The following is a 19,151-nucleotide window of genomic DNA, read 5'->3' on the forward strand; positions in this document are numbered from 1 at the left end:
GAGAAACCAAACATAATCACCACCATAGCTAGGATGCAGTGACGGTAGATCAGGTTTCAAGTGTTATGAAGGTGTGGTTTGCCGGACGCTTACATTGGTGCTGAATAGATAACTTAGGTGCCACATAGGGTAGACCTTCATCCATATCGGAGTCGGGAGTCACCGGAGTGAAATCTACACCGCCGTTATCAAAGCTTACTTTCGGGTAGCCGGCATCACTGTCCGCATTTTGCGCCATCGCCCCACTGCCGATAAAGACAGTAAGAAACAACAAAACGATAAACGTGGATAACTGCGCCATGGGGACAACCCCTCTCTGCAACCTGCTACAGTTTCAGCTTAGCGCAACTTTTTGATTTAGGACAAGAAAAAATTGGTTTTTATGAAGAAGTGCGCGTGGTTTTTAACCATACTAACCACGCGCACCCGTAATTTCAGAGGTTATTTAGCACTAGCTCTTACAAAAATAGCATTTTCAATTTTATCAAATGCATTTTGGTAAATCTGAGGATCGAGAACTGCCTCATCTTCTTCGTTAGTTTGACCATACATGCTTGATGTTTTATTTGAGTTAACAAAATTCAGTCGAATCTTAGTTGAACTTCCAATTTCTTCTATAAAAGCAGTCGCCTTAGTTTTGCTAACCGAAGTTTGATTAAGCATAATCTTGGAGAATGTATCACTCTCACTAGCACTCTCTGCTGCGATAAGACCGGTATCTTTACTCGCATTAGTGACTGTATACCCTAAATCTTGAAGTACGGATATGGTACTCGAGAATACTACTGCATACTCATTTTCATATTGTCTTGTTTGCATAGACTGTATTTCTAAAGGCGTCATTTTGACACCCGAACCAGCACATGCTGTTAAAAACAAGAAAAAAGTGAAAGAAAATGACTTAATTAAATTCATTATAATTCGTCCTTAAAAATTTGACTCTCTACTAGAATAATCGATAACAACATCGTTACTATCGAACTTGATGATCAAAGTGATCATTCTTGAACTATTTTTAAAACCAGCTGTAGAACTACCTCCTCCAAAAATTAGCAAAGTACCAAAAGAATTATTCTGAGAACTTTCTTGAATTTGGGCTTGTCTTTGGTACGTCCATATTTCGTTACCCTCACCATTCCTAGTGGTTACGTTAGGAGCACCAAAAACTTCGAGAACATCTGACTTAGTCGTCTTTCCCACAACAACATTCATCTGCACATTACCTTGAGTAAGCGATGAGTTTGATGTGCTGACTGGCTGGTTGGATGAACATGCAGTAATCGTTGTTAGCGCAAAAATTATGCCTAACGAGATACTAAAAGACTTTAATCTCTCCCTTAACATATACATCCCTTTATCTCCATTAAAATTTTATCCGAAAATAATAACCAAGAATAATGAAATTTGCCAAGATTTTTACTTAACAAAATCCATCATCAAGTCACTGCCGAGTACTTCGATTGCTTTTTCTACTTCATCAAGTGCCACATTATCAGGCACGGTGAGCACTAACTCAGCACGAAATAGCATCTCAGAGCTCATCGGAGCTGGTTCGCGGGAGGTTTCTAGCTCTTTCACGTTTACCCCAAGAGCATGTAGCACCTGAGCAACCTCTTTGACGATACCTGGCTTGTCATTACCCACGACAGCCAAAGCCACCGTTTTGCCATTGACTACGTGTTCACCCGCCTCTGTAGCAGTGACCGTTAAACCTGATGTCGTCAGGTTTTGCAGATCAGTAATTAGACTTGCTACCTGATCTTTGGGTACGTCAACGGTAACGATACCAGCAAACTTATCGGCTAAATGGGATAAGCGACTTTCTAACCAGTTGCCATTGTGCGCCACGATAGTTTGGGAAAGCTTTTCTACCAAACCGGGTTTGTCGTCACCAATTAATGTCAGTACCAAATGCTGAGTCATACTTCCTCCTACTCATGTTGGGTTGTGGTTCATTCTTATCACGATTTAGGTGAATTACCCAACTTTTTAACCTCGATCACTGACCTATATGGCAGTTTTCTGGGCTTGGTAAGCTTGCCATTTTGTTCCTTAAAGCGCGCCTTGTAGCCGCAAGACCTGACCATACAGTTAGGCTATCTATTAACCGTTTTACTAGGAATGATTCATGTCTAATTTACTAGAGAAATTGAACTGGCGTTACGCCACGAAAAAGATGGATGCCAGCAAAGTGGTACCGGAAGAAAAGGTCGAACGCATCCTCGAAGCCATTCGCTTAAGCGCCAGTTCCAGTGGTTTGCAGCCATACGAAGTGATTGTGGTGAAAAACAAAGCCTTGCGTGAACAAATCGTGCCACACGCTTGGAACCAACAACAACTTGTTGATGGCTCCCACTTATTGGTATTCGCCGCTTGGGACAACTACACCGAAGAGCGTATTAATCATATGTTTGATTTGGTGAATGAAGAACGCGGCTTCACTAACGAAGGCTGGGAAGCTTACCGTCAAAAACTATTAGCAGCTTACCCACCACGTCCAGCCCAGGAAAACTTTGAACATGCCGCGCGCCAAGCATATATTGGTCTGGGCACGGCACTAATTGCTGCGGCAGAAGAAGGTGTTGATAGCACCCCGATGGAAGGTTTTGAGCCGGAAAAAGTAGACGAAATTCTAGGGCTGAAAGAGAAAGGACTTCGTTCCGTCGTCATCCTGCCACTTGGCTACCGGGCTGACGAAGGGGATTGGCTAGTGAACCTGAAGAAAGTCCGTCGCCCGCAAGAACAATTTATCCAAGTAATAGATTAACCCCGCGGCTAAAGCCACGTAGACAATACCAAAATGGGCGCTGATTGCGCCCATTTCTTTACCCGTTCCCAATCAAAACGAGTCTAGTGCTTGGTATTCCCCGGATTGGGTACGAAGTTTATCACCGCTGCCTCTCCTTCTGGAGCCGCTACATGGGGTTGATTGACTCGGGTTGGGATCTCCTGTGGCTGAGCCTGAATCTTGGTAGATTGCTCATCGGTATAGCCACAAGCGATACACTCGCGATATTGTTTTTCTTCATCGTCATCACGCCAAGCGCGAATTTTATCCATTTCGTTACAACGGGGGCATACTGCCCCAGCGATAAAGCGTTTGGTGGTCATTGTAAACCTCGGTTTGTTGTTACAAAGAGACGATCTCTGTTCCAGATTTGCGGGTACGCTTTAACTTGGTTCCTTTCCACTCGGGCGTGGCGCATCCCTGCGCCAAAGCCCTCGCGCCACCATCCTTGGTGGCTGTTTGAAAGGAACACAAGTTAACGCGAAGCACATACAAAATACATCTGACGGAATGAGTTAGCTTGAGCGACCTATCACTCATAAGCAGACTCCATGGATGGAGTCGACCGACCGTCTGGGGCAGGGATGCCCCACGGTCGGCGTTGAGTGATAGGTTGATCAAGCCACCAAGCATCACGTATCACGTATCAAGCCGCAATCCCGCTATGCCTTAATAGCGCATCGACGCTGGGCTCACGGCCACGGAAAGCTTCGAAAAGCTCCGCCGCAGGACGGGAGCCGCCGTTGGCCAGTATGGTATCACGGAAGTGAGCACCGGTTTCTGCATTAAAGATGCCGTCTTCTTCGAATTTCGAGAAAGCATCTGCAGACAGCACTTCCGCCCATTTATAGCTGTAGTAACCTGCCGCATAACCACCGGCGAAAATATGAGAGAAGCTGTTTTGGAAGCGGTTAAATGCCGGTGGCGTCGTTACTGCGACACGGCTGCGTACATCGTTTAGCAGCGCCTGAACATCCATATCGGCTTGGTATTCCTGGTGCAAACGGAAGTCAAATAACGAAAACTCTAGCTGTCGCACCATCTGCATTCCAGACTGGAAGTTTTTCGCCGCCAGTATTTTGTCGAGCAAATCCTGTGGCAACGGCGCGCCAGTTTCATGGTGGCCCGCAATATGAGCCAAGGCTTCTGGCTCCCAACACCAGTTTTCCATAAATTGGCTTGGCAATTCTACTGCGTCCCACGCCACCCCATTGATACCCGACACCACCGACACATCCACTTGAGTAAGCATATGATGCAGGCCATGACCAAATTCATGGAACAAGGTGGTTACTTCGTCATGAGTCAGTAGGGCTGGCTTATCACCGATTGGGGGCGTGAAGTTACACACTAGGTAAGCGATCGGTAGCTGCAAGCGACCATCTGCTAACCGGCGACGGTTGGTATGGGCATCCATCCAAGCACCACCACGCTTGCCTTCTCGGGCATAAGGGTCGAGTAAGAAGCGGGCGATGTCAGTGCCCTCTTTCGAGATAGTGAACAACTGAACATCTTGGTGATAGCTATCGAAGTCCCTTTCTTCTCGAATATCGACACCAAATAGTGTTTGCGCCGTATGGAATAGACCGGATAGCACTTTGTTAATCGGGAAATAAGGGCGTAGCACTTCTTGGGAAATCGCGTATTTTTGCTCGCGCAATTTCTCCGCATAGTAGCCAATATCCCAAGAGTTTAAGGTTTCTACACCATATTCGGCTTTTGCGAATGCTTTCAAATCCGCTAAGTCTTGCTCAGCAGCGGGTTTGGATTTGACCGCTAAATCATTCAAAAAGCCAATGACTTGATCACCACTTTCCGCCATTTTGGTGGCTACCGACAGCTCCGCATAGTTGTCGAAGCCAAGGATTTGCGCCATTTCGTGACGCAATGACAAAATCTCTTGAATCAAAGGGGCGTTATCAAATTTGCCCTCATCACTCAGTTCAGAAGCGCGAGTCGCATAGGCCGTGTACATTTCTTCCCGCAAAGCTTGGTTATCGGCGTAGTTCATAACGGGCAGGTAAGACGGTAAGTCCAGCGTAAATAACCAACCTTCTTGCCCCTTTGCTTGGGCCATTTGTTGCGCTTGCGCCAGAGCGGATTCTGGCAAGCCTGCTAGTTCGGCTTCATCGGTGATTAATTTGCTCCAAGCTCTGGTCGCGTCCAGTACGTTTTCACCAAAGGTGCTACCAAGCTCTGATAAACGGGCACTGATTTCCCCGTAGCGCTGCTTCGCCTCTCCTTCAAGACCCACACCGGATAGTTCAAAGTCACGGATAGTCTGAGTTAAAGCCTCCGTCTGAGCCACGCTTAGCTCAGCCGCTGCTGGGCTTGCTGCTAACGCTTTGTAGGCTTCATATAGGGCTTTGTTTTGCCCAAGCTCGGTGTAGTACTCGCTTAGTTTTGGCAAGCAAGCATTGTAAGCTTCTCGCAGCTCCGGTGTGTTTTGCACCGAATTTAAGTGACTGATTGGCGACCAGAAGTGCCCGAGTCGGTCGTGAATTTCATCTAACGGCAACACCAAACTTTCCCATGTGGGCTCGGCATTGCGCGCCACGCAGGCCTCAATATCACGGCGGTTCGCAGCTAAGATTTCTTCAAGTTGGGTGACGATCTGCTCTGTCTTAACCGCGGAAAATTGCGGCAACGACGTAGCTTCCCAAACGGATTGGCTCATATCATGTTATCCTTTTTGCTCATATAGCGTGATGCGTCACGCTGCTAGTATCGGTATGCTTTCTCTATACAATATGTGGTAATACGGCATTTTCAATGCCATGCCAGCTATTGTGCTAATTGCTTTTATTTATGCCGCCACACGCTACAGAGGTAAACATTATGGTGATGAAGACATTTCGCGGACACACGCCAAAATTAGGTGAACGAGTATGGGTCGATGATAGTGCCGTGCTGATCGGTGATGTAGAAATCGGCGATGACAGTTCCGTCTGGCCTCAGGTGTCCATTCGTGGCGATATGCACCGTATTCGTATTGGCGCACGCACCAGTGTGCAAGACAACTCTTGCCTGCACATCACCCATGCGAGCGACTATAAACCAGAGGGCTTCCCGCTGACCATTGGTGATGATGTAACGATCGGCCATATGTCCATGTTACACGGCTGTACCATCGGCAATCGTGTCTTAATCGGTATGAACTCAACCGTGCTTGATGGTGCTGTGATCGAAGATGAAGTCATCCTTGGGGCGGGATCATTGGTGCCACCGGGGAAACGCCTTGAATCCGGTTATATGTACATGGGCTCTCCGGCAAAAATGAAACGCGCTCTGACCAAGGAAGAAATCGAGTACTTCCAATACGCTGGTTTGAACTACGTGAAGCTAAAAGACGAATATCTCAAAGAAGCGGAGCAGAACCAGGAATGAAACGCTTAACCACGCCTTTTTTAGGTGTTGCTTTACTGGCTGGGGCTGTGTGGGTTGCCATGCAGTCCTACCAGAAAAACTTTGCAGGGCAAGCGCTAAGCCAATTTGATCAGGAACGGCTTGGGGTGCAGTTGCTGGAATTTCCACGCCAGCTCCCCCCTCTAGGCGAACTTGACGAGGCGAAGTCGCAACAGTGGTTTGCCTTGCAATTAAAGCCAACCGTCTGCGACGCCCTGTGCCAAGGGGAAATAGCGAAGTTTAGGGACTTGGGTATCGTCATTGCGAGTCCAGGCCAAGCGGTCTATCAGGACTTAGCCGATGTCACTCAAGCCGATGGTTATGCCAACCATAGGGACAATGTACTGCTGATCAACCCAGATGGGCGCTTTGCTGGTTCCATCAGCGGGCCCTATGACGCTAGCCGCCTCGGCGAAATCTTTTCCACCTTAAACAAGTAACCTATCTTTCCTGTAAGATCACCTCAGATACTCCGTCTAACTTTTTTTAGCAGACCATCTGAGGTGGCCATGACACTCACCAATGGAACAGCAGCAGACGCTGACGCAGAGACAAACCGCTTCCATGATCCGGCTTTTCTAACCAGCCTTAGAGAGCAGATGTTCAAATTTGCGCTGTTGCAAGTCCGCGATGAGCAAATTGCCGAAGATGCGGTGCAGGAAGCCATGCTATCTGCCTACCTACATATAGATCGCTTTGCTCGACAATCCGCATTGAAAACTTGGGTTTTCTCCATTCTCAAGAACAAACTTATCGACATTTTACGCAAAGAAAAGCGCACCACCGCAGCAAGTCAGCTGGAACAAGGGAATGGCTTACAAGGGGATGAATTACTGGAGTCCCTATTTACAGAAAATGGGCACTGGCAAAAGAGTGAGCGCCCAGTGAAATGGGACCAGCCCGAGCACGGTACCGAAAACGCCCAGTTCTGGAAGATTTTTGAGCTCTGTCTAGAGGCCCTGCCAGCCAAATATGGTCGCTTTTTTATGATGCGTGAGTTTTTGGAACTGGATACCGATGCCATCTGTCATACGGAAGATATTTCTGTTTCCAACTTAAATGTCACTCTTTACCGCGCCCGTGTGCGTTTGCGGGAATGTCTGGAAAATAATTGGTTCGACGGGGAGAAAGCCGTATGAAATGTACCCAAGCTACGCAGCTTCTATCACAAAAGATGGAACGCCACCTGAGTACCAAAGAGCATGTTTCCTTGAAATTACATACCGCTATGTGTCCCGCATGCCGACGCTTCGGAGAGCAAATGGAGCAATTGCGTGACATCAGTAAAACCTTTGTCAGTCAGCCCGACAACAATCCCTCTGCCACTGACGAAAAAAGTCACTAACGTAGCTGGCTATCCTTACTGCCACTGCGGTTGTAGAGGCTAAGAGACTTTTCTTTGCCTTCTAATTCCGACTGACATTGAATACAAAGACGCACGCCGGGGATGGCAACCCGGCGACGCTCGGGAATCGGCGCATCACACTCTTCACAAAACGCCAGACTCTCACCTTGAGCAAGCCGACTACGCGCTCGCTCTACCGCCGAATCTACCGTTGCATCGATTTGATCTTGTACCGCGCCATCATGAGCCCAACCACTGGCCATATTATTTTCCTCGCAATAACACTTCCGCAAGTATGCTTATGACAAGACAACTCATCAATCGAAAATGCGTCACTCGGTGCTATCAGTTACGCCGCCAATCATGGAAGCGCGCCAACCAGGCTAATACTCGCTCTGGGGCATGGGCTTTTTTCCATTCCCCAGCGGCGTATTTATTGGCTTCCGCCCAGGTTGGGTAGGCATGGATAGTACCGAGGATTTTATTTAGACCAAGACCGTGTTTCATGGCCAAGACAAACTCGGCGAGCAAATCACTCCCATGTTCACCGACGATGGTGACCCCCAGAATAGTATCCTTACCCGGTACCGTTAGTACCTTTACAAAGCCCTGAGCTTGTCCATCGGCAATGGCACGGTCTAGGTCATCAATACCGTAGCGAGTGACTTCATAGGGAATACTCTGGGCTTGAGCTTCCTTCTCACTCAAACCGACACGGGCGATTTCAGGGTCAAGGAAAGTGGCTCGGGGAGTCACGCGATAATCCACTTTGAATTTTTTCGCGAAACCAAACAAGGCGTTCACTGCGGCATACCATGCTTGGTGGGCGGCAACATGGGTAAACTGATAGGAACCCACCACATCGCCAACCGCATAAATGTGTGGCATTAGGGTGGCAAGGTAGTCGTCGGTCACGAGCTTTTGCTCAACACTTAAGCCGAGCTCTTCTAGGCCAAATCCAGTTAAACGAGGAGTACGACCCACTGCCACCAGCAAGTCATCGCACAATAAGGTTTGCTCACCGTACGACGTCATGAGCTGTAAACGCTTTTGCCCTGCTTGGTTTTCGACAGCATTCACTTGGGTATCCGTTAATATCGTCACGCCGCTGGAGGCTAAACTCGAATGGGCGATGGCTGCCACATCCTCATCTTCACGGGCTAACACGTGAGCGGAACGCTCGATAAGCGTGACCTGACTCCCAAGACGAGCAAGCGCTTGAGCCAACTCACAGCCAATTGGACCACCGCCAAGGATTACCAAATGGGCTGGTACGGTTTCCCGCGTTGCCATGGTTTGCCACAGAGTGTCACTGGTCAAATAGCCGCTCTCGGCTAACCCGGGGATCTCTGGTACAACCGGACTAGCGCCAGTGGCAAGCACAATCGCTCGGCTGGTTAAGCGTTGCACCGCCCCATCATGACGCTTAATTTCTACCGTCCAAGGGTCAATCAGCTTGGCATAGCCTTGCACCACATCTACCCCTAGCTTGGTGTAGCGTTCCACACTGTCATGGGGCTCAATATCTTTAATAACCTGCTCTACCCGCGCCATCACCTTGGGGAATGAAATCGAAGGCGCCTCACTCAGTACGCCATAATGATGGGCTTCACGCATTTGCTGCGCTATTTTGGCACTTTTGATCAAGGCTTTGCTAGGAACACAGCCGTAGTTTAAACAGTCTCCACCCATTTTATTGGCTTCCACCAAGGTCACTTTGGCTTTCACTGCGGCGCCGATGTAAGCACTGACCAAGCCACCGGCACCGCCGCCGATAACAATCAGATTACGATCAAACTGCTTCGGGCGGGAATAGCCCGAATATACTTGGCGTTGTTTCAGCACGGTAATCAGTTTATTTGCAATTAGAGGGAACACGCCTAACAGGGCAAATGAGAGCAACAAGCTCGGGGAAACTATGCCTTGAAGGCTGTCTAACTGGGCCAGCTGAGTCCCAGCATTCACGTATACGGCAGTACCCGCCAACATGCCCAATTGGCTTACCCAATAGAAAGTCCAAACACGGATACGGGTTAAACCCATGCCTAAATTAATTAGGAAAAAGGGAATGATAGGTACTAGGCGCAGAGTAAAGAGGTAAAAAGCCCCTTCCTTTTCGATACCACGATTCAAGGTTTCAAGGCGGCGACCGAAGCGCTGTTCCACCCAGTCAGCAAACAAAAACCGAGCCGTAAGAAAAGCGAGGGTTGCCCCAAGGGTGCTAGCAAAGGAAATCAGCAATAATCCCCAGCCAAAGCCAAAGAGCGCGCCACCAGCCAGAGTCATGAGCACCGCCCCCGGTAACGACAGAGCCGTCACCAACACATAACCCAACAGATAGATCAAGGAACTGGCCACCGGCGCAGCGACCACACTCGCCTGCCAACGTTCCACTTGGTTTTTGACTTCCGCCAAGGTGAACAGGTTGTGTAAATCGAGGGCAAAAAAGCTTACTAGGAGCACCAGTATCACAACGACTAACAAACCCTTTTTCATTTTCGCCTCTATCTCGACCTAAGGTAAAAGTTCACGTAATGATTGTTAGACGCTGCAAGACAAGATTTGTTACTTAAAAAGATACTCTTTAAGTCTGACGTAATCTTCCAATTGGTAAGGTGTAAGCAAGTAAGAACAATACCGCGGCACAGACCACCACACTTGGGCCAGTCGGAGTATCCCATTGATAGGACGACCACAGCCCGCCAATCACAGAGAAACAGCCCAACACACCGGACGTCACCGCCATTTGTACCGGTGTCTGGGATAATCTTCGTGCTGTCGCCGCAGGGATAATCATCAGCGAGGTAATCAACAACACGCCAACGATCTTCATCGCCACCGCGATAACCAAGGCCACTAACAACATCAATAGCAGGCGAATGGCTTCCACTGGGTAGCCTTCCACCTTGGCCAGTTCTTCATTGACCGTCATAGCGAGCAACGGACGCCAGAAAATGGCCAGTAGACTTAACACCAACAGACTACCGGCATAAATCCAGAACACATCACCCATACCTACCGCTAATAGGTCGCCAAACAAATAGGACATCAGATCAATACGAATATGATCCAGGAAGCTCACTGCCACCAAGCCTAAGGAAAGGGAAGAATGGGCCAATATCCCGAGTAAGGTATCAGTGGCGATAAAATGCTTTTTCTGTAAGGTCACCAAGACTAACGCCAAGCCCACACACATGGCGATAATCGCTAGGTTCAGGTTGATATCTAACAGGAAGCCGAGCGCAACCCCCAACAACGCCGAATGGGCTAAGGTATCACCAAAATAAGCCATACGCCGCCACACCACAAAAGCCCCCAACGGGCCTGCGACCGCAGCAACACCCAAACCACCCAACAACGCTGGTAATAAAAATTCAAACATGGAGAAAGTCCTTAGTGGTGATGCTGGCAGTGAGGGCCGTGTTCTTGTTCGGCAACCACATCCCCATGGTCGTCGTGCACATGGTCGTGGTGATGGGAGTATATGGCGATGGAATCCGCCGCTCCGGGCACGCCAAACAACGCTTGGTAAGCCGGGTGACCAGTAACCTGCTGGGGGCTACCGGAGCAGCACACATGCTGATTAATACAGTACACGGTATCGGTTTTCGCCATGACTAAATGCAAATCATGGGACACCATCAAGACACCGCAATTGAGCTCGGTACGAATGCTATCAATCAGGTTGTACAACTCAATTTGACCATTCACATCCACCCCTTGCACCGGTTCATCAAGCACCAACAGATTCGGTTTATTAAGCAACGCTCGCGCTAATAATACCCTCTGGGTCTCTCCCCCGGATAACACATGAACTTGGGAATGTAATAAATGCGGTATGCCGACTTTTTCCAAGGTCGGTTTAATCTCTTTGCGATTCACGCCACGTACCAAACGCAAGAAATGCTCCACGGTAAGGGGTAACGTAGGATCAATATGGAGCTTTTGTGGCATATAGCCGATGCGCAAACTCTGATGGCGCACAACTTCGCCACTAGTGGGTGTCTGTAGCCCCAACAAGGTGCGGATTAGCGTACTCTTGCCGCTGCCATTGGGGCCAATCAAGGTGACAATTTCCCCTTGATGAATCGGCATATCAATGCCATCGAGCAACTGGCGTTCGCCAAATTGCATCCCGACGTTGACGAATTCAACTAAGCGAGTACTCATGACTTCGCCCCTCGGCAGGAAGCACATAACCCGGTCAACTCAATGGTTTCGGCACGCAACTCAAAGCCCTGAGTGGCAGCTTTTGCAATCAAGGCTTGATGAATGTCTTGATAGTCAAACTCCATCACATTGTGGCACTCATCACAGATCAAGAAATAACCTTTATGGGGTTTGTCAGCATGGGCGCACCCTAAATAGGCGTTCATGGATTCCACTTTATGAATCAAGCCAGCATTGAGCAGAAAATCTAGCGCTCGATACACCGTCGGCGGGGCGGAATTAAAACCCTCTTCCGCTAACTTGGCCAATAGCTGATACGCCCCTAACGGTCGGTGACTTTGCCAAATCAACTCTAACGCCCGGCGGCGCACTTTGGTCAGACGTTGTCCCTGTTCAGCGCAAATGGTCTCCGCAGTGTGCAGTGCTTGTTCAATACAATGGTTGTGATTGTGTGCCATTAAAATGCCCGCCCTGCGGTTTGTAATTCGTAACTAATCATAGAAATACTTATAAAGATAAGGGCAGCCGCCGCGGCGAAACCAAGCCCCCGCTGGATAGCTTGTTGCCATGTACCTCGGCGCAGCTTCAGGCTCTTGTCCCTTACCAACACGCTAAGGACAGCCAGTACCGCAACCGTGATGCCTGTGCCTAAAGACATAGCGAGGGTCGCCAAAATCCCCCACCCGAAAATGCCCGCGCTTGAAGAGAATAACAAGACCAAAACGGCACCAGTACACGGGCGAATCCCCACCGCAGTGACAATTGCCCAAATACTACGCTTCGCTGTTTGTGTCTCTGCCGAGTCACTGTGGGTATGATGACAGCGGTCGTGGTCGTGGTCGTGGTCGTGGTCGTGGTCGTGAGCATGATCATGGCCGCAGCTGGATTTGCCGCGCAGTAGCCGCCAGCCCATCCACACGCCAATTAAACCAATCGCAGCAAAAGACGCCAGTTCAAAAAAACGACTGATCTCAGTTACCTTGCCAGCTAAGGAGAAAACTTGAGCGAGGATCGCCACTAACACCACCGCCACAACACCTTGCGCCAAAGCCGACAGTAAAGAAAGGGAAATGCCGCGCCGGATGGGAGCACGGTTTGCCAACATATAGGAAGCAATCACCGCTTTTCCATGCCCCGGCCCCGCCGCATGAAAGATGCCATACAAGAAAGAAACGGAGACTAAACTCCAGAGCAGCACTAGGTTGTTTTCTTTTGCCAGACCACGCACCAAGCCCACCAGCTCCCGGTGAAAATCCCGCTGCATGGTCATAATGTAGCGGGACAGATCATCCAAAACCGAAGCTTGGGCGGTTTGCGCCACTACAACCAAGGCCAAAAGAATGCTGAATCGAATCAACTAGACTGCTCCAACAAATCGAGAAAAAATGATTTGTTATACTATAACAAGCCTTTCCATAGGTGAAGGGAGATCACACCCCTTTACACAGTTGGATGCAAAAAGCCCATGACTCCACCCATAAAAATCTGTGCTGCCATGGCTGCCAAGATCAGACCAGTGATTTTCGATAGGATATTTAAGCCTGTTCGACCAAGCATTTTTTCGATCAAGGAGCCGGAGTACAAGATCACCGCCAAGGTCGCCAAGGCACCGGTCAGCCCCAACACGCCGATAACCAAATCCCAGCCCTCAAACTCTGCACCATAGACCAAGATAGTACCTATAGTCGCAGGGCCGATAATCGTCGGCACAGCTAAGGGCACCACCGACACATCATCTCGCTCCTCGTTCGGCATACCGGTGGCATGGTTGCGAGTACCATCCTTTACCAAACTAATGGCCGACATAAACAGCAAAATACCCGCACCAATACGGAACGAGTCAAGAGTGATACCCAGCACAGCAAACAAGGGACTGCCGAAGAACATCAGCACCAAAGAGATAGCCAGTGCCGCAATAATGGCTTTATTGGCGACCGCACGGCGTGACGCTGGCGTTTCCCCACGGGTGAGCGCCAAGAACATGGACAACACAAAGAACGGAGCGAAAAGGAAAAAGAACTTAATCCAAGTGGAGATCAACAGACTCATGATGTATTACTCGAAAGGCACCTGCTTGCGCGATCAGCGCTCTGTCAGTGCCAGTTTGATACCAAAGCCCACCAACAATATGCCGGTGATGCTATCCAAGACTTGCGCGACTTTTGGCCGTGCTAGCCATACTCTTGCCCGGTGAACCATCACCGCCAGCAAACTTTGCCACACCATCGCTATGATAAAGTGAAGGGCAGCCATAAACAGGGATTGACCAATAGCCGAGTGGGCTGGGTCGATAAATTGCGGCAAAAATGCCATGTAGAAAACGATGGTTTTGGGATTCAGTACATTTGATAAAATCCCCTGACGAAATGCGGTAGCGGCAGTTAATGGCTTCACACCAGTAGTTTTTAGATTCAAGCCTTGGGGATTCATGGCACTGCGTAGCGCCTGCACACCGAGATAGGCAAGATAAACCGCACCGGCCATTTTAAACGCCGTAAATAAGGTGGCCGAGCCGAGTAAAATCACCGACAACCCTAACGCTGAGATAGTCGCGTGGGCGAATAGACCAAGGCAAATCCCTAGACTGCACACGACACCAACGCGCCAACCAGATACTGCGGAGCTACGCAGCACCAACAAGGTATCAACCCCAGGGCTCATGGTCAAAACCGTAATAGCAGCAAGAAAAGGTAACCACTGAAAATGTTCCAACATCGGCAAGTGCCTCTTAACGGTTAGGGATGACAGTTTATTTGAACAAAGAGATTAATTGACGCCACAAAGGCTATTTATCACAACTAAGGTCTACCCAGCCTTCCATATAGATGGCTTCCGCTGCAGCCGGTGTGGGGGTACAAAGTTCTGCCAACGTGCCCGTCAGTTTGATTAAACCTGTATCAGGTATCACCATGGCAAAGTAATTCTCCGGGTCACCAAAACCAAGCCGCAGGGTATGCTGCTGCACATTGACCGGCTCAGGCAGCACGATACCTAAGCGCACATGCAACATATCCTCCTGCACCCACAAGTCTAGGATTTGCACCGAGTCTGCGGACAAGGCCTCCCCATCTTCTTGCATAGCGAGGAAGTAGCCATACTGCTCTAAATTGCGCAGTGCCGCTGCGGTTTCCGCTTTTTCTTCTTTCTCTAGCCGCCCGTCGGCATTGGTATCGAATTCGATCAGCAAATCATTACTGGAAAAGGCATCAAAGGCCCACACCGCTTCGACACGCTGAATATTCGGCGAAGTAACATCCACCTGGTAGTAAGACTCGATCCAAATATGGGGATGGGCAGAAACTGACGCGGCCGCTAAGCCCATCATCAACCCACACCAACCGCGCCATAATTGGAACCACATACTTACTCCGTTAGCGGCGGGCAATGACGTACCCGAGCCTCTAAGATACGTTGAAACTCTTCTGGATCATGTTGCTGAGCCAAGCGCTCTGGATCATGTTTTGCCCCATGCCAAGCTTCCAAACGTGATAGCCAGAAGCGCAATGCTGCGATTTTAAGCATATGCGGCCACGCCTCGATTTCCGCTGCATTTGGGCTACGCTCGTGAATGTACTCCCGTACCAAAGCGTGATACTTATCCATATCCAACTCACCGGTGGTGATATCGGAACACCAGTCATTTACCACAATCGCCAAGTCGTACATCAACCAAGAGTAACAGGCATTATAGAAGTCGATGATGGCAGACAGCTTATCCCCTTCGAATAGGGTGTTGTTGTAAAACAAATCCCCATGCACCGTGCCTTTGGGCAGTTGTTCATCTTTGTCGGCAATAAAAGCATCGAAGGCTTCCACTTGCTCTAACAGCAACTGGGCTTGGTCAAGTTCCAATTCCGGCGCAATCGCCTGAGACGTAGTACGCCACCATTTAATCCCCCGATGACTAGGGCGGTGATTCGCAAAGTCCATACCTGCCACATGTAAACGGGCTAACTCTTTCCCCATCAAGGCGCAGTTTTCTACCGTTGTGCTCTCTAAGGTGGAACCGGGGAAACAATCCACAATGATCGCTGGGCGGTCTTTCACCGTACGTAAACGCTCACCATGGTTGTCCATCAGTGCCGCCGGCACGTTAAAACCTTTATGTTTTAGATGTGCCACCACATCTAAGAAGTAAGGCACTTCCTCGTAGTCAAACTCTTCAAACAAAGTAAGTACATACTTACCAGTGGTGGTATTGATGAAATAGTTAGTGTTTTCGACACCACCAGAGATGCCCTGAAACGACACCAATTCACCCAAGTAATAATCGGCCACGAGGCCGCGCATGTCAGAGTCCGAGAGAGAAGTGTAAACAGCCAAAATGGGTACCTAAAAAAATCTTCCACGTGCAATATTGCGTTAGCCGCTAATGCTCCACAATAAGGGCAGAAAGGTCAATTGAAGCGCACCAAAAAGGCGGATTATGTTAGTCTTGGCGGCAAAGAAAATTGAATCTGCGCTGAACTCAGCGATTTGTAGACAAAGAGGTTATCCATGGCGGCTCAAGACGCACTGACACACACTTCCCCAATGGTTCTGGTCGATGGCTCGTCCTACTTGTATCGCGCTTTTCACGCGATTCCACCATTGACCACCAGCGACGGCCAGCCAACCAACGCCGCCCGGGGAGTGATCAGCATGATCCGCAGCCTAATTGGTCGTTACCCCAATTCCCCCATCGTGGTGATATTTGATGCCAAGGGCAAAACCTTCCGCGATGAGATGTACCCAGAATACAAGGCCAACCGCCCTTCCATGCCGGATGATTTACGCCGTCAAATCGAACCGATTCACCGCATGATCGAAGCCATGGGCTTGCCATTAGTGATGATTGAAGGCGTGGAAGCCGACGACGTAATTGGCACCATCGCTAAACAAATCGGCGGTGAAGGCCGTGAAGTTATTGTCTCTACCGGTGACAAGGATATGGCTCAACTCGTCACCGACAAAGTCACCCTAGTCAACACCATGACGGACACCGTCATGGATATTCAAGGGGTGAAAGACAAGTTCGGCATTCCGCCGGAGTTAATCATCGACTACCTCGCACTAATGGGTGACAAGGTAGATAACATCCCCGGTGTTCCGGGAGTGGGTGAAAAAACCGCATTAGCCATGTTGCAAGGCATCGGTAGCCTAGAAGAAATTTATGCCCGCCTCGACGACATTGCTGCTCTGGGCTTCCGTGGCTCCAAAACTATGGCAGCGAAAATGGCAGAACATCGCGAGATGGCGGAAATGAGCTACAAGCTAGCCACCATTAAATGTGATGTGGAACTGCCCTTTGATCCCCACACGTTGAAAAACGAAGAGATCAATAAAGAAGCCCTACGAGAGTGGTTCACCAAGCTGGAATTCAAAACTTGGCTGCGCGATCTAGATAAAGCACCCGCTACTGGCACCGCTGACGATACGGTTGATAACACCGATGAAGAGCCAGTGGCCGCGGCCAATATCGAGGTGGAGTACGATATCGTTCTCGACAAAGACAGCTTCAACGCTTGGCTGAAGAAGATTGAGACCGCTGAACTAGTGGCCTTCGACACGGAGACCACTTCCCTAAATTACATGGAAGCCGAACTGGTCGGCGTAGGCATTTGCGTTGAAATCGGCAAAGCCGCTTACATCCCCGTTGCTCACGATTACGAAGGCGCACCGGAGCAACTCGACCGAGATTGGGTGCTTGCGCAACTCAAACCATGGCTCGAAAATGCCGACAAGAAAAAGGTCGGTCAGCATCTTAAGTACGATGCCAACGTATTGAACAACTACGGCATCACCCTGCGTGGCATTGAATTCGACACCATGCTCGAATCCTACGTACTGAACTCCACCGGCACCCGCCACGATATGGACAGCCTTGCCTCGAAATTCCTTGGCCACACCACCGTGAGCTTTGAGGAAATCGCTGGCAAGGGTGCGAAACAGAAGACCTTCAATCAGATCGAACTTGAACAAGCGGCCTTTTACGCGGCAGAAGATGCCGACATTACCCTACGTTTGCACCACGCCATCCTACCAAAGCTGGAAAAAGAGCCTTCGTTGCTCAGTGTACTAAAAGACATCGAATTGCCGTTAGTCCCTGTGTTAGCGAAGATGGAACAAACCGGCGCACTGATCGATCCAGACCTTTTGCACGCACAAAGCGCCGAAATCGCGGCAAAATTACAGGAAGTGGAAATCAAAGCCCACGAAGCCGCTGGCCAAGCTTTTAACCTAAGCTCACCGAAACAGCTGCAAGAAATCCTGTTTGAAAAACAAGGCTTGCCGGTGATTAAGAAAACACCAAAAGGCCAACCGTCCACCGCAGAACCCATCCTACAAGAACTGGCGGAAGACTACGAACTGCCGCGTTTGATTATGGAGCACCGCAGCCTCGCCAAGCTCAAATCCACCTACACCGACAAGCTGCCAGAAATGATTCAGAAGACTGGCCGTATTCATACGTCTTACCACCAAGCGGTCACCGCGACCGGGCGTTTGTCTTCGACCGATCCGAACTTGCAAAACATCCCGATTCGTACCACTGAAGGTCGCCGTATTCGCCAAGCGTTTATCGCCCCAGAAGGCTACAAGCTGATTGCCGCCGACTACTCGCAAATCGAGCTGCGCATCATGGCCCACCTATCACAAGATAAGGGGCTTTTAGACGCCTTCGCCCATGATGTAGACGTGCATAAAGCCACCGCCGCAGAGGTCTTCGATGTTAGCGTAGACGAAGTGACCAGCGAACAACGCCGCCGTGCCAAAGCCATCAACTTCGGCCTAATCTACGGCATGTCGGCCTTTGGTCTAGCGAAGCAGCTGGGAATCGGCCGCCCAGAAGCGCAGCAATACGTACAGCGCTACTTTGAACGCTACCCGGGCGTGCGCACCTACATGGACAACACCCGTGAAAGCGCTAAAGAAAATGGCTACGTGGAAACCATCTTTGGCCGCCGCTTGTACCTACCCGAGATCAAAGCCCGTAACGCCATGATGCGCCAAGCAGCTGAACGCACCGCCATCAACGCCCCGATGCAAGGCTCCGCCGCCGACATCATCAAACGCGCCATGATCAACATGCATGAGTGGCTCGCCGAAACCGACCTAGACGTGAAAATGATCATGCAAGTACACGATGAACTGATCTTCGAAGTGGCAGAAAAAGACCTAGACGCCGCGCAAGAAAAAATCGTCGAGATTATGCAGAATAGCAGCAAGATCGACGTGCCTCTATTGGTTGAGGCTGGGGTTGGTAATAACTGGGATGAGGCGCATTAAGCCTCGCTCATAGGGCTGAAACGAAAAAAGCCATGCTGTTCGCATGGCTTTCTATTTCGTCTGTCTTCGGTGGGCTGCCTAAGAAATAGGCTAATAAGTCAGCCACTAAGTGCTTGCGGATAAATTATTTCAATATATTTCAATAAAATAGATGCAGTCACTTTTCTCTAGAGTGAC

At 49.5% G+C, this 19,151-nt stretch carries 22 protein-coding genes; 6 read left to right on the plus strand and 16 right to left on the minus strand.

The features are described 5' to 3' along the window. Positions 1–49: 49 nt before the first annotated feature. The 4 genes from FJM67_RS13920 to FJM67_RS13935 form a co-directional block, all read right to left on the minus strand. Positions 50–301 (minus strand): hypothetical protein, encoded by a 252-nt coding sequence (locus FJM67_RS13920; protein ID WP_140590435.1) that lies wholly within the window; start codon positions 299–301, stop codon positions 50–52. A 140-nt stretch (positions 302–441) separates the two neighbouring features. Then, the gene (locus tag FJM67_RS13925) at positions 442–915 is read right to left on the minus strand and encodes a hypothetical protein (RefSeq protein ID WP_140590438.1); all 474 of its coding nucleotides are present in this window, start codon (positions 913–915) and stop codon (positions 442–444) included. A 12-nt stretch (positions 916–927) separates the two neighbouring features. Next, complete coding sequence (locus FJM67_RS13930) at positions 928–1,212, minus strand: hypothetical protein (RefSeq protein WP_219845990.1); 285 nt, start codon at positions 1,210–1,212, stop codon at positions 928–930. Between the two features lie 204 nt (positions 1,213–1,416). Next, positions 1,417–1,923, minus strand: a complete 507-nt coding sequence (locus tag FJM67_RS13935; RefSeq protein WP_140590442.1) for a glycine cleavage system protein R — start codon at positions 1,921–1,923, stop codon at positions 1,417–1,419. Between the two features lie 205 nt (positions 1,924–2,128). Between FJM67_RS13935 and FJM67_RS13940 the strand changes: the two genes are divergently transcribed. Further along, positions 2,129–2,767 (plus strand): NAD(P)H-dependent oxidoreductase, encoded by a 639-nt coding sequence (locus tag FJM67_RS13940; RefSeq protein ID WP_140590444.1) that lies wholly within the window; start codon positions 2,129–2,131, stop codon positions 2,765–2,767. An 83-nt stretch (positions 2,768–2,850) separates the two neighbouring features. Here the strand turns inward: FJM67_RS13940 and FJM67_RS13945 are convergent, their stop codons facing one another. Both FJM67_RS13945 and prlC read right to left on the minus strand, forming a co-directional pair. After that, positions 2,851–3,111 (minus strand): YheV family putative zinc ribbon protein, encoded by a 261-nt coding sequence (locus FJM67_RS13945; protein ID WP_140590448.1) that lies wholly within the window; start codon positions 3,109–3,111, stop codon positions 2,851–2,853. Positions 3,112–3,434: 323 nt separating this feature from the next. Continuing rightward, complete coding sequence (prlC, locus tag FJM67_RS13950; protein WP_140590451.1) at positions 3,435–5,465, minus strand: oligopeptidase A; 2,031 nt, start codon at positions 5,463–5,465, stop codon at positions 3,435–3,437. A gap of 161 nt (positions 5,466–5,626) precedes the next feature. On the opposite strand from prlC, the gene FJM67_RS13955 reads away from it, so the two are divergent. From FJM67_RS13955 to FJM67_RS13970, 4 genes are all read left to right on the plus strand, one after another. Beyond that, complete coding sequence (locus FJM67_RS13955) at positions 5,627–6,175, plus strand: gamma carbonic anhydrase family protein (RefSeq protein ID WP_140590454.1); 549 nt, start codon at positions 5,627–5,629, stop codon at positions 6,173–6,175. After that, on the plus strand, positions 6,172–6,633 hold the full coding sequence (locus tag FJM67_RS13960) for a hypothetical protein (protein ID WP_140590457.1): 462 nt from the start codon (positions 6,172–6,174) through the stop codon (positions 6,631–6,633). The genes FJM67_RS13955 and FJM67_RS13960 overlap by 4 nt, the downstream gene beginning before the upstream one ends. A gap of 69 nt (positions 6,634–6,702) precedes the next feature. Next, positions 6,703–7,332 carry an RNA polymerase factor sigma-70 gene (locus FJM67_RS13965; RefSeq protein ID WP_140590459.1) on the plus strand — a complete coding sequence of 210 codons (630 nt, stop codon included), beginning with the start codon at positions 6,703–6,705 and terminating at the stop codon, positions 7,330–7,332. Continuing rightward, positions 7,329–7,538 (plus strand): anti-sigma factor family protein, encoded by a 210-nt coding sequence (locus FJM67_RS13970; protein ID WP_140590462.1) that lies wholly within the window; start codon positions 7,329–7,331, stop codon positions 7,536–7,538. The genes FJM67_RS13965 and FJM67_RS13970 overlap by 4 nt, the downstream gene beginning before the upstream one ends. Here FJM67_RS13970 and FJM67_RS13975 read toward each other — a convergent pair. From FJM67_RS13975 to FJM67_RS14020, 10 genes are all read right to left on the minus strand, one after another. Further along, positions 7,535–7,801: a DksA/TraR family C4-type zinc finger protein gene (locus tag FJM67_RS13975; protein ID WP_140590465.1), complete on the minus strand. Its 267-nt coding sequence runs from the start codon at positions 7,799–7,801 to the stop codon at positions 7,535–7,537. The genes FJM67_RS13970 and FJM67_RS13975 overlap by 4 nt on opposite strands. Positions 7,802–7,883: 82 nt before the next feature. Next, on the minus strand, positions 7,884–10,034 hold the full coding sequence (locus FJM67_RS13980; protein WP_140590467.1) for an FAD-dependent oxidoreductase: 2,151 nt from the start codon (positions 10,032–10,034) through the stop codon (positions 7,884–7,886). An 88-nt stretch (positions 10,035–10,122) separates the two neighbouring features. After that, positions 10,123–10,920, minus strand: coding sequence for a zinc ABC transporter permease subunit ZnuB (gene znuB / locus FJM67_RS13985; protein WP_140590471.1), 798 nt, complete (start codon positions 10,918–10,920; stop codon positions 10,123–10,125). Positions 10,921–10,931: 11 nt separating this feature from the next. After that, on the minus strand, positions 10,932–11,708 hold the full coding sequence (gene znuC, locus FJM67_RS13990) for a zinc ABC transporter ATP-binding protein ZnuC (RefSeq protein WP_140590474.1): 777 nt from the start codon (positions 11,706–11,708) through the stop codon (positions 10,932–10,934). After that, entirely contained in the window at positions 11,705–12,166 is a 462-nt protein-coding gene (locus FJM67_RS13995; RefSeq protein WP_140590477.1) for a Fur family transcriptional regulator, read from the minus strand. The genes znuC and FJM67_RS13995 overlap by 4 nt, the downstream gene beginning before the upstream one ends. Then, positions 12,166–13,065: a nickel/cobalt transporter gene (locus tag FJM67_RS14000; RefSeq protein WP_235890075.1), complete on the minus strand. Its 900-nt coding sequence runs from the start codon at positions 13,063–13,065 to the stop codon at positions 12,166–12,168. The genes FJM67_RS13995 and FJM67_RS14000 overlap by 1 nt, the downstream gene beginning before the upstream one ends. 83 nt (positions 13,066–13,148) lie before the next feature. After that, complete coding sequence (locus tag FJM67_RS14005) at positions 13,149–13,757, minus strand: MarC family protein (protein ID WP_140590479.1); 609 nt, start codon at positions 13,755–13,757, stop codon at positions 13,149–13,151. A 33-nt stretch (positions 13,758–13,790) separates the two neighbouring features. After that, positions 13,791–14,423 (minus strand): LysE family translocator, encoded by a 633-nt coding sequence (locus FJM67_RS14010; RefSeq protein WP_140590482.1) that lies wholly within the window; start codon positions 14,421–14,423, stop codon positions 13,791–13,793. A 70-nt stretch (positions 14,424–14,493) separates the two neighbouring features. Beyond that, the gene (locus FJM67_RS14015) at positions 14,494–15,069 is read right to left on the minus strand and encodes a DUF1007 family protein (RefSeq protein ID WP_235890076.1); all 576 of its coding nucleotides are present in this window, start codon (positions 15,067–15,069) and stop codon (positions 14,494–14,496) included. Between the two features lie 2 nt (positions 15,070–15,071). Beyond that, positions 15,072–16,031, minus strand: a complete 960-nt coding sequence (locus FJM67_RS14020) for a homoserine kinase (RefSeq protein WP_140590484.1) — start codon at positions 16,029–16,031, stop codon at positions 15,072–15,074. A gap of 174 nt (positions 16,032–16,205) precedes the next feature. On the opposite strand from FJM67_RS14020, the gene polA reads away from it, so the two are divergent. Beyond that, a complete protein-coding gene (gene polA, locus FJM67_RS14025) occupies positions 16,206–18,974 on the plus strand; it encodes a DNA polymerase I (protein WP_235890078.1) in 2,769 nt (922 codons plus the stop codon). Positions 18,975–19,151 lie beyond the last annotated feature (177 nt).

The organism is Maribrevibacterium harenarium (assembly GCF_006385675.1).
Lineage (GTDB): Bacteria > Pseudomonadota > Gammaproteobacteria > Pseudomonadales > Marinomonadaceae > Marinomonas > Marinomonas harenarium.

Bases quoted from the DNA above. Each gene is read 5' to 3' on its own strand.
- prlC (WP_140590451.1), bottom strand. From the start codon at position 5,465: ATGAGCCAATCCGTTTGGGAAGCTACGTCGTTGCCGCAATTTTCCGCG.
- polA (WP_235890078.1), top strand. From the start codon at position 16,206: ATGGCGGCTCAAGACGCACTGACACACACTTCCCCAATGGTTCTGGTC.
- FJM67_RS13935 (WP_140590442.1), bottom strand. From the start codon at position 1,923: ATGACTCAGCATTTGGTACTGACATTAATTGGTGACGACAAACCCGGT.
- FJM67_RS13980 (WP_140590467.1), bottom strand. From the start codon at position 10,034: ATGAAAAAGGGTTTGTTAGTCGTTGTGATACTGGTGCTCCTAGTAAGC.
- FJM67_RS13955 (WP_140590454.1), top strand. From the start codon at position 5,627: ATGGTGATGAAGACATTTCGCGGACACACGCCAAAATTAGGTGAACGA.
- FJM67_RS14005 (WP_140590479.1), bottom strand. From the start codon at position 13,757: ATGAGTCTGTTGATCTCCACTTGGATTAAGTTCTTTTTCCTTTTCGCT.
- FJM67_RS13945 (WP_140590448.1), bottom strand. From the start codon at position 3,111: ATGACCACCAAACGCTTTATCGCTGGGGCAGTATGCCCCCGTTGTAAC.
- FJM67_RS14015 (WP_235890076.1), bottom strand. From the start codon at position 15,069: ATGTGGTTCCAATTATGGCGCGGTTGGTGTGGGTTGATGATGGGCTTA.
- FJM67_RS13940 (WP_140590444.1), top strand. From the start codon at position 2,129: ATGTCTAATTTACTAGAGAAATTGAACTGGCGTTACGCCACGAAAAAG.
- FJM67_RS13995 (WP_140590477.1), bottom strand. From the start codon at position 12,166: ATGGCACACAATCACAACCATTGTATTGAACAAGCACTGCACACTGCG.
- FJM67_RS13960 (WP_140590457.1), top strand. From the start codon at position 6,172: ATGAAACGCTTAACCACGCCTTTTTTAGGTGTTGCTTTACTGGCTGGG.
- FJM67_RS13925 (WP_140590438.1), bottom strand. From the start codon at position 915: ATGAATTTAATTAAGTCATTTTCTTTCACTTTTTTCTTGTTTTTAACA.
- FJM67_RS13965 (WP_140590459.1), top strand. From the start codon at position 6,703: ATGACACTCACCAATGGAACAGCAGCAGACGCTGACGCAGAGACAAAC.
- FJM67_RS13930 (WP_219845990.1), bottom strand. From the start codon at position 1,212: ATGAATGTTGTTGTGGGAAAGACGACTAAGTCAGATGTTCTCGAAGTT.
- FJM67_RS14010 (WP_140590482.1), bottom strand. From the start codon at position 14,423: ATGTTGGAACATTTTCAGTGGTTACCTTTTCTTGCTGCTATTACGGTT.
- znuB (WP_140590471.1), bottom strand. From the start codon at position 10,920: ATGTTTGAATTTTTATTACCAGCGTTGTTGGGTGGTTTGGGTGTTGCT.
- FJM67_RS13975 (WP_140590465.1), bottom strand. From the start codon at position 7,801: ATGGCCAGTGGTTGGGCTCATGATGGCGCGGTACAAGATCAAATCGAT.
- znuC (WP_140590474.1), bottom strand. From the start codon at position 11,708: ATGAGTACTCGCTTAGTTGAATTCGTCAACGTCGGGATGCAATTTGGC.
- FJM67_RS13970 (WP_140590462.1), top strand. From the start codon at position 7,329: ATGAAATGTACCCAAGCTACGCAGCTTCTATCACAAAAGATGGAACGC.
- FJM67_RS13920 (WP_140590435.1), bottom strand. From the start codon at position 301: ATGGCGCAGTTATCCACGTTTATCGTTTTGTTGTTTCTTACTGTCTTT.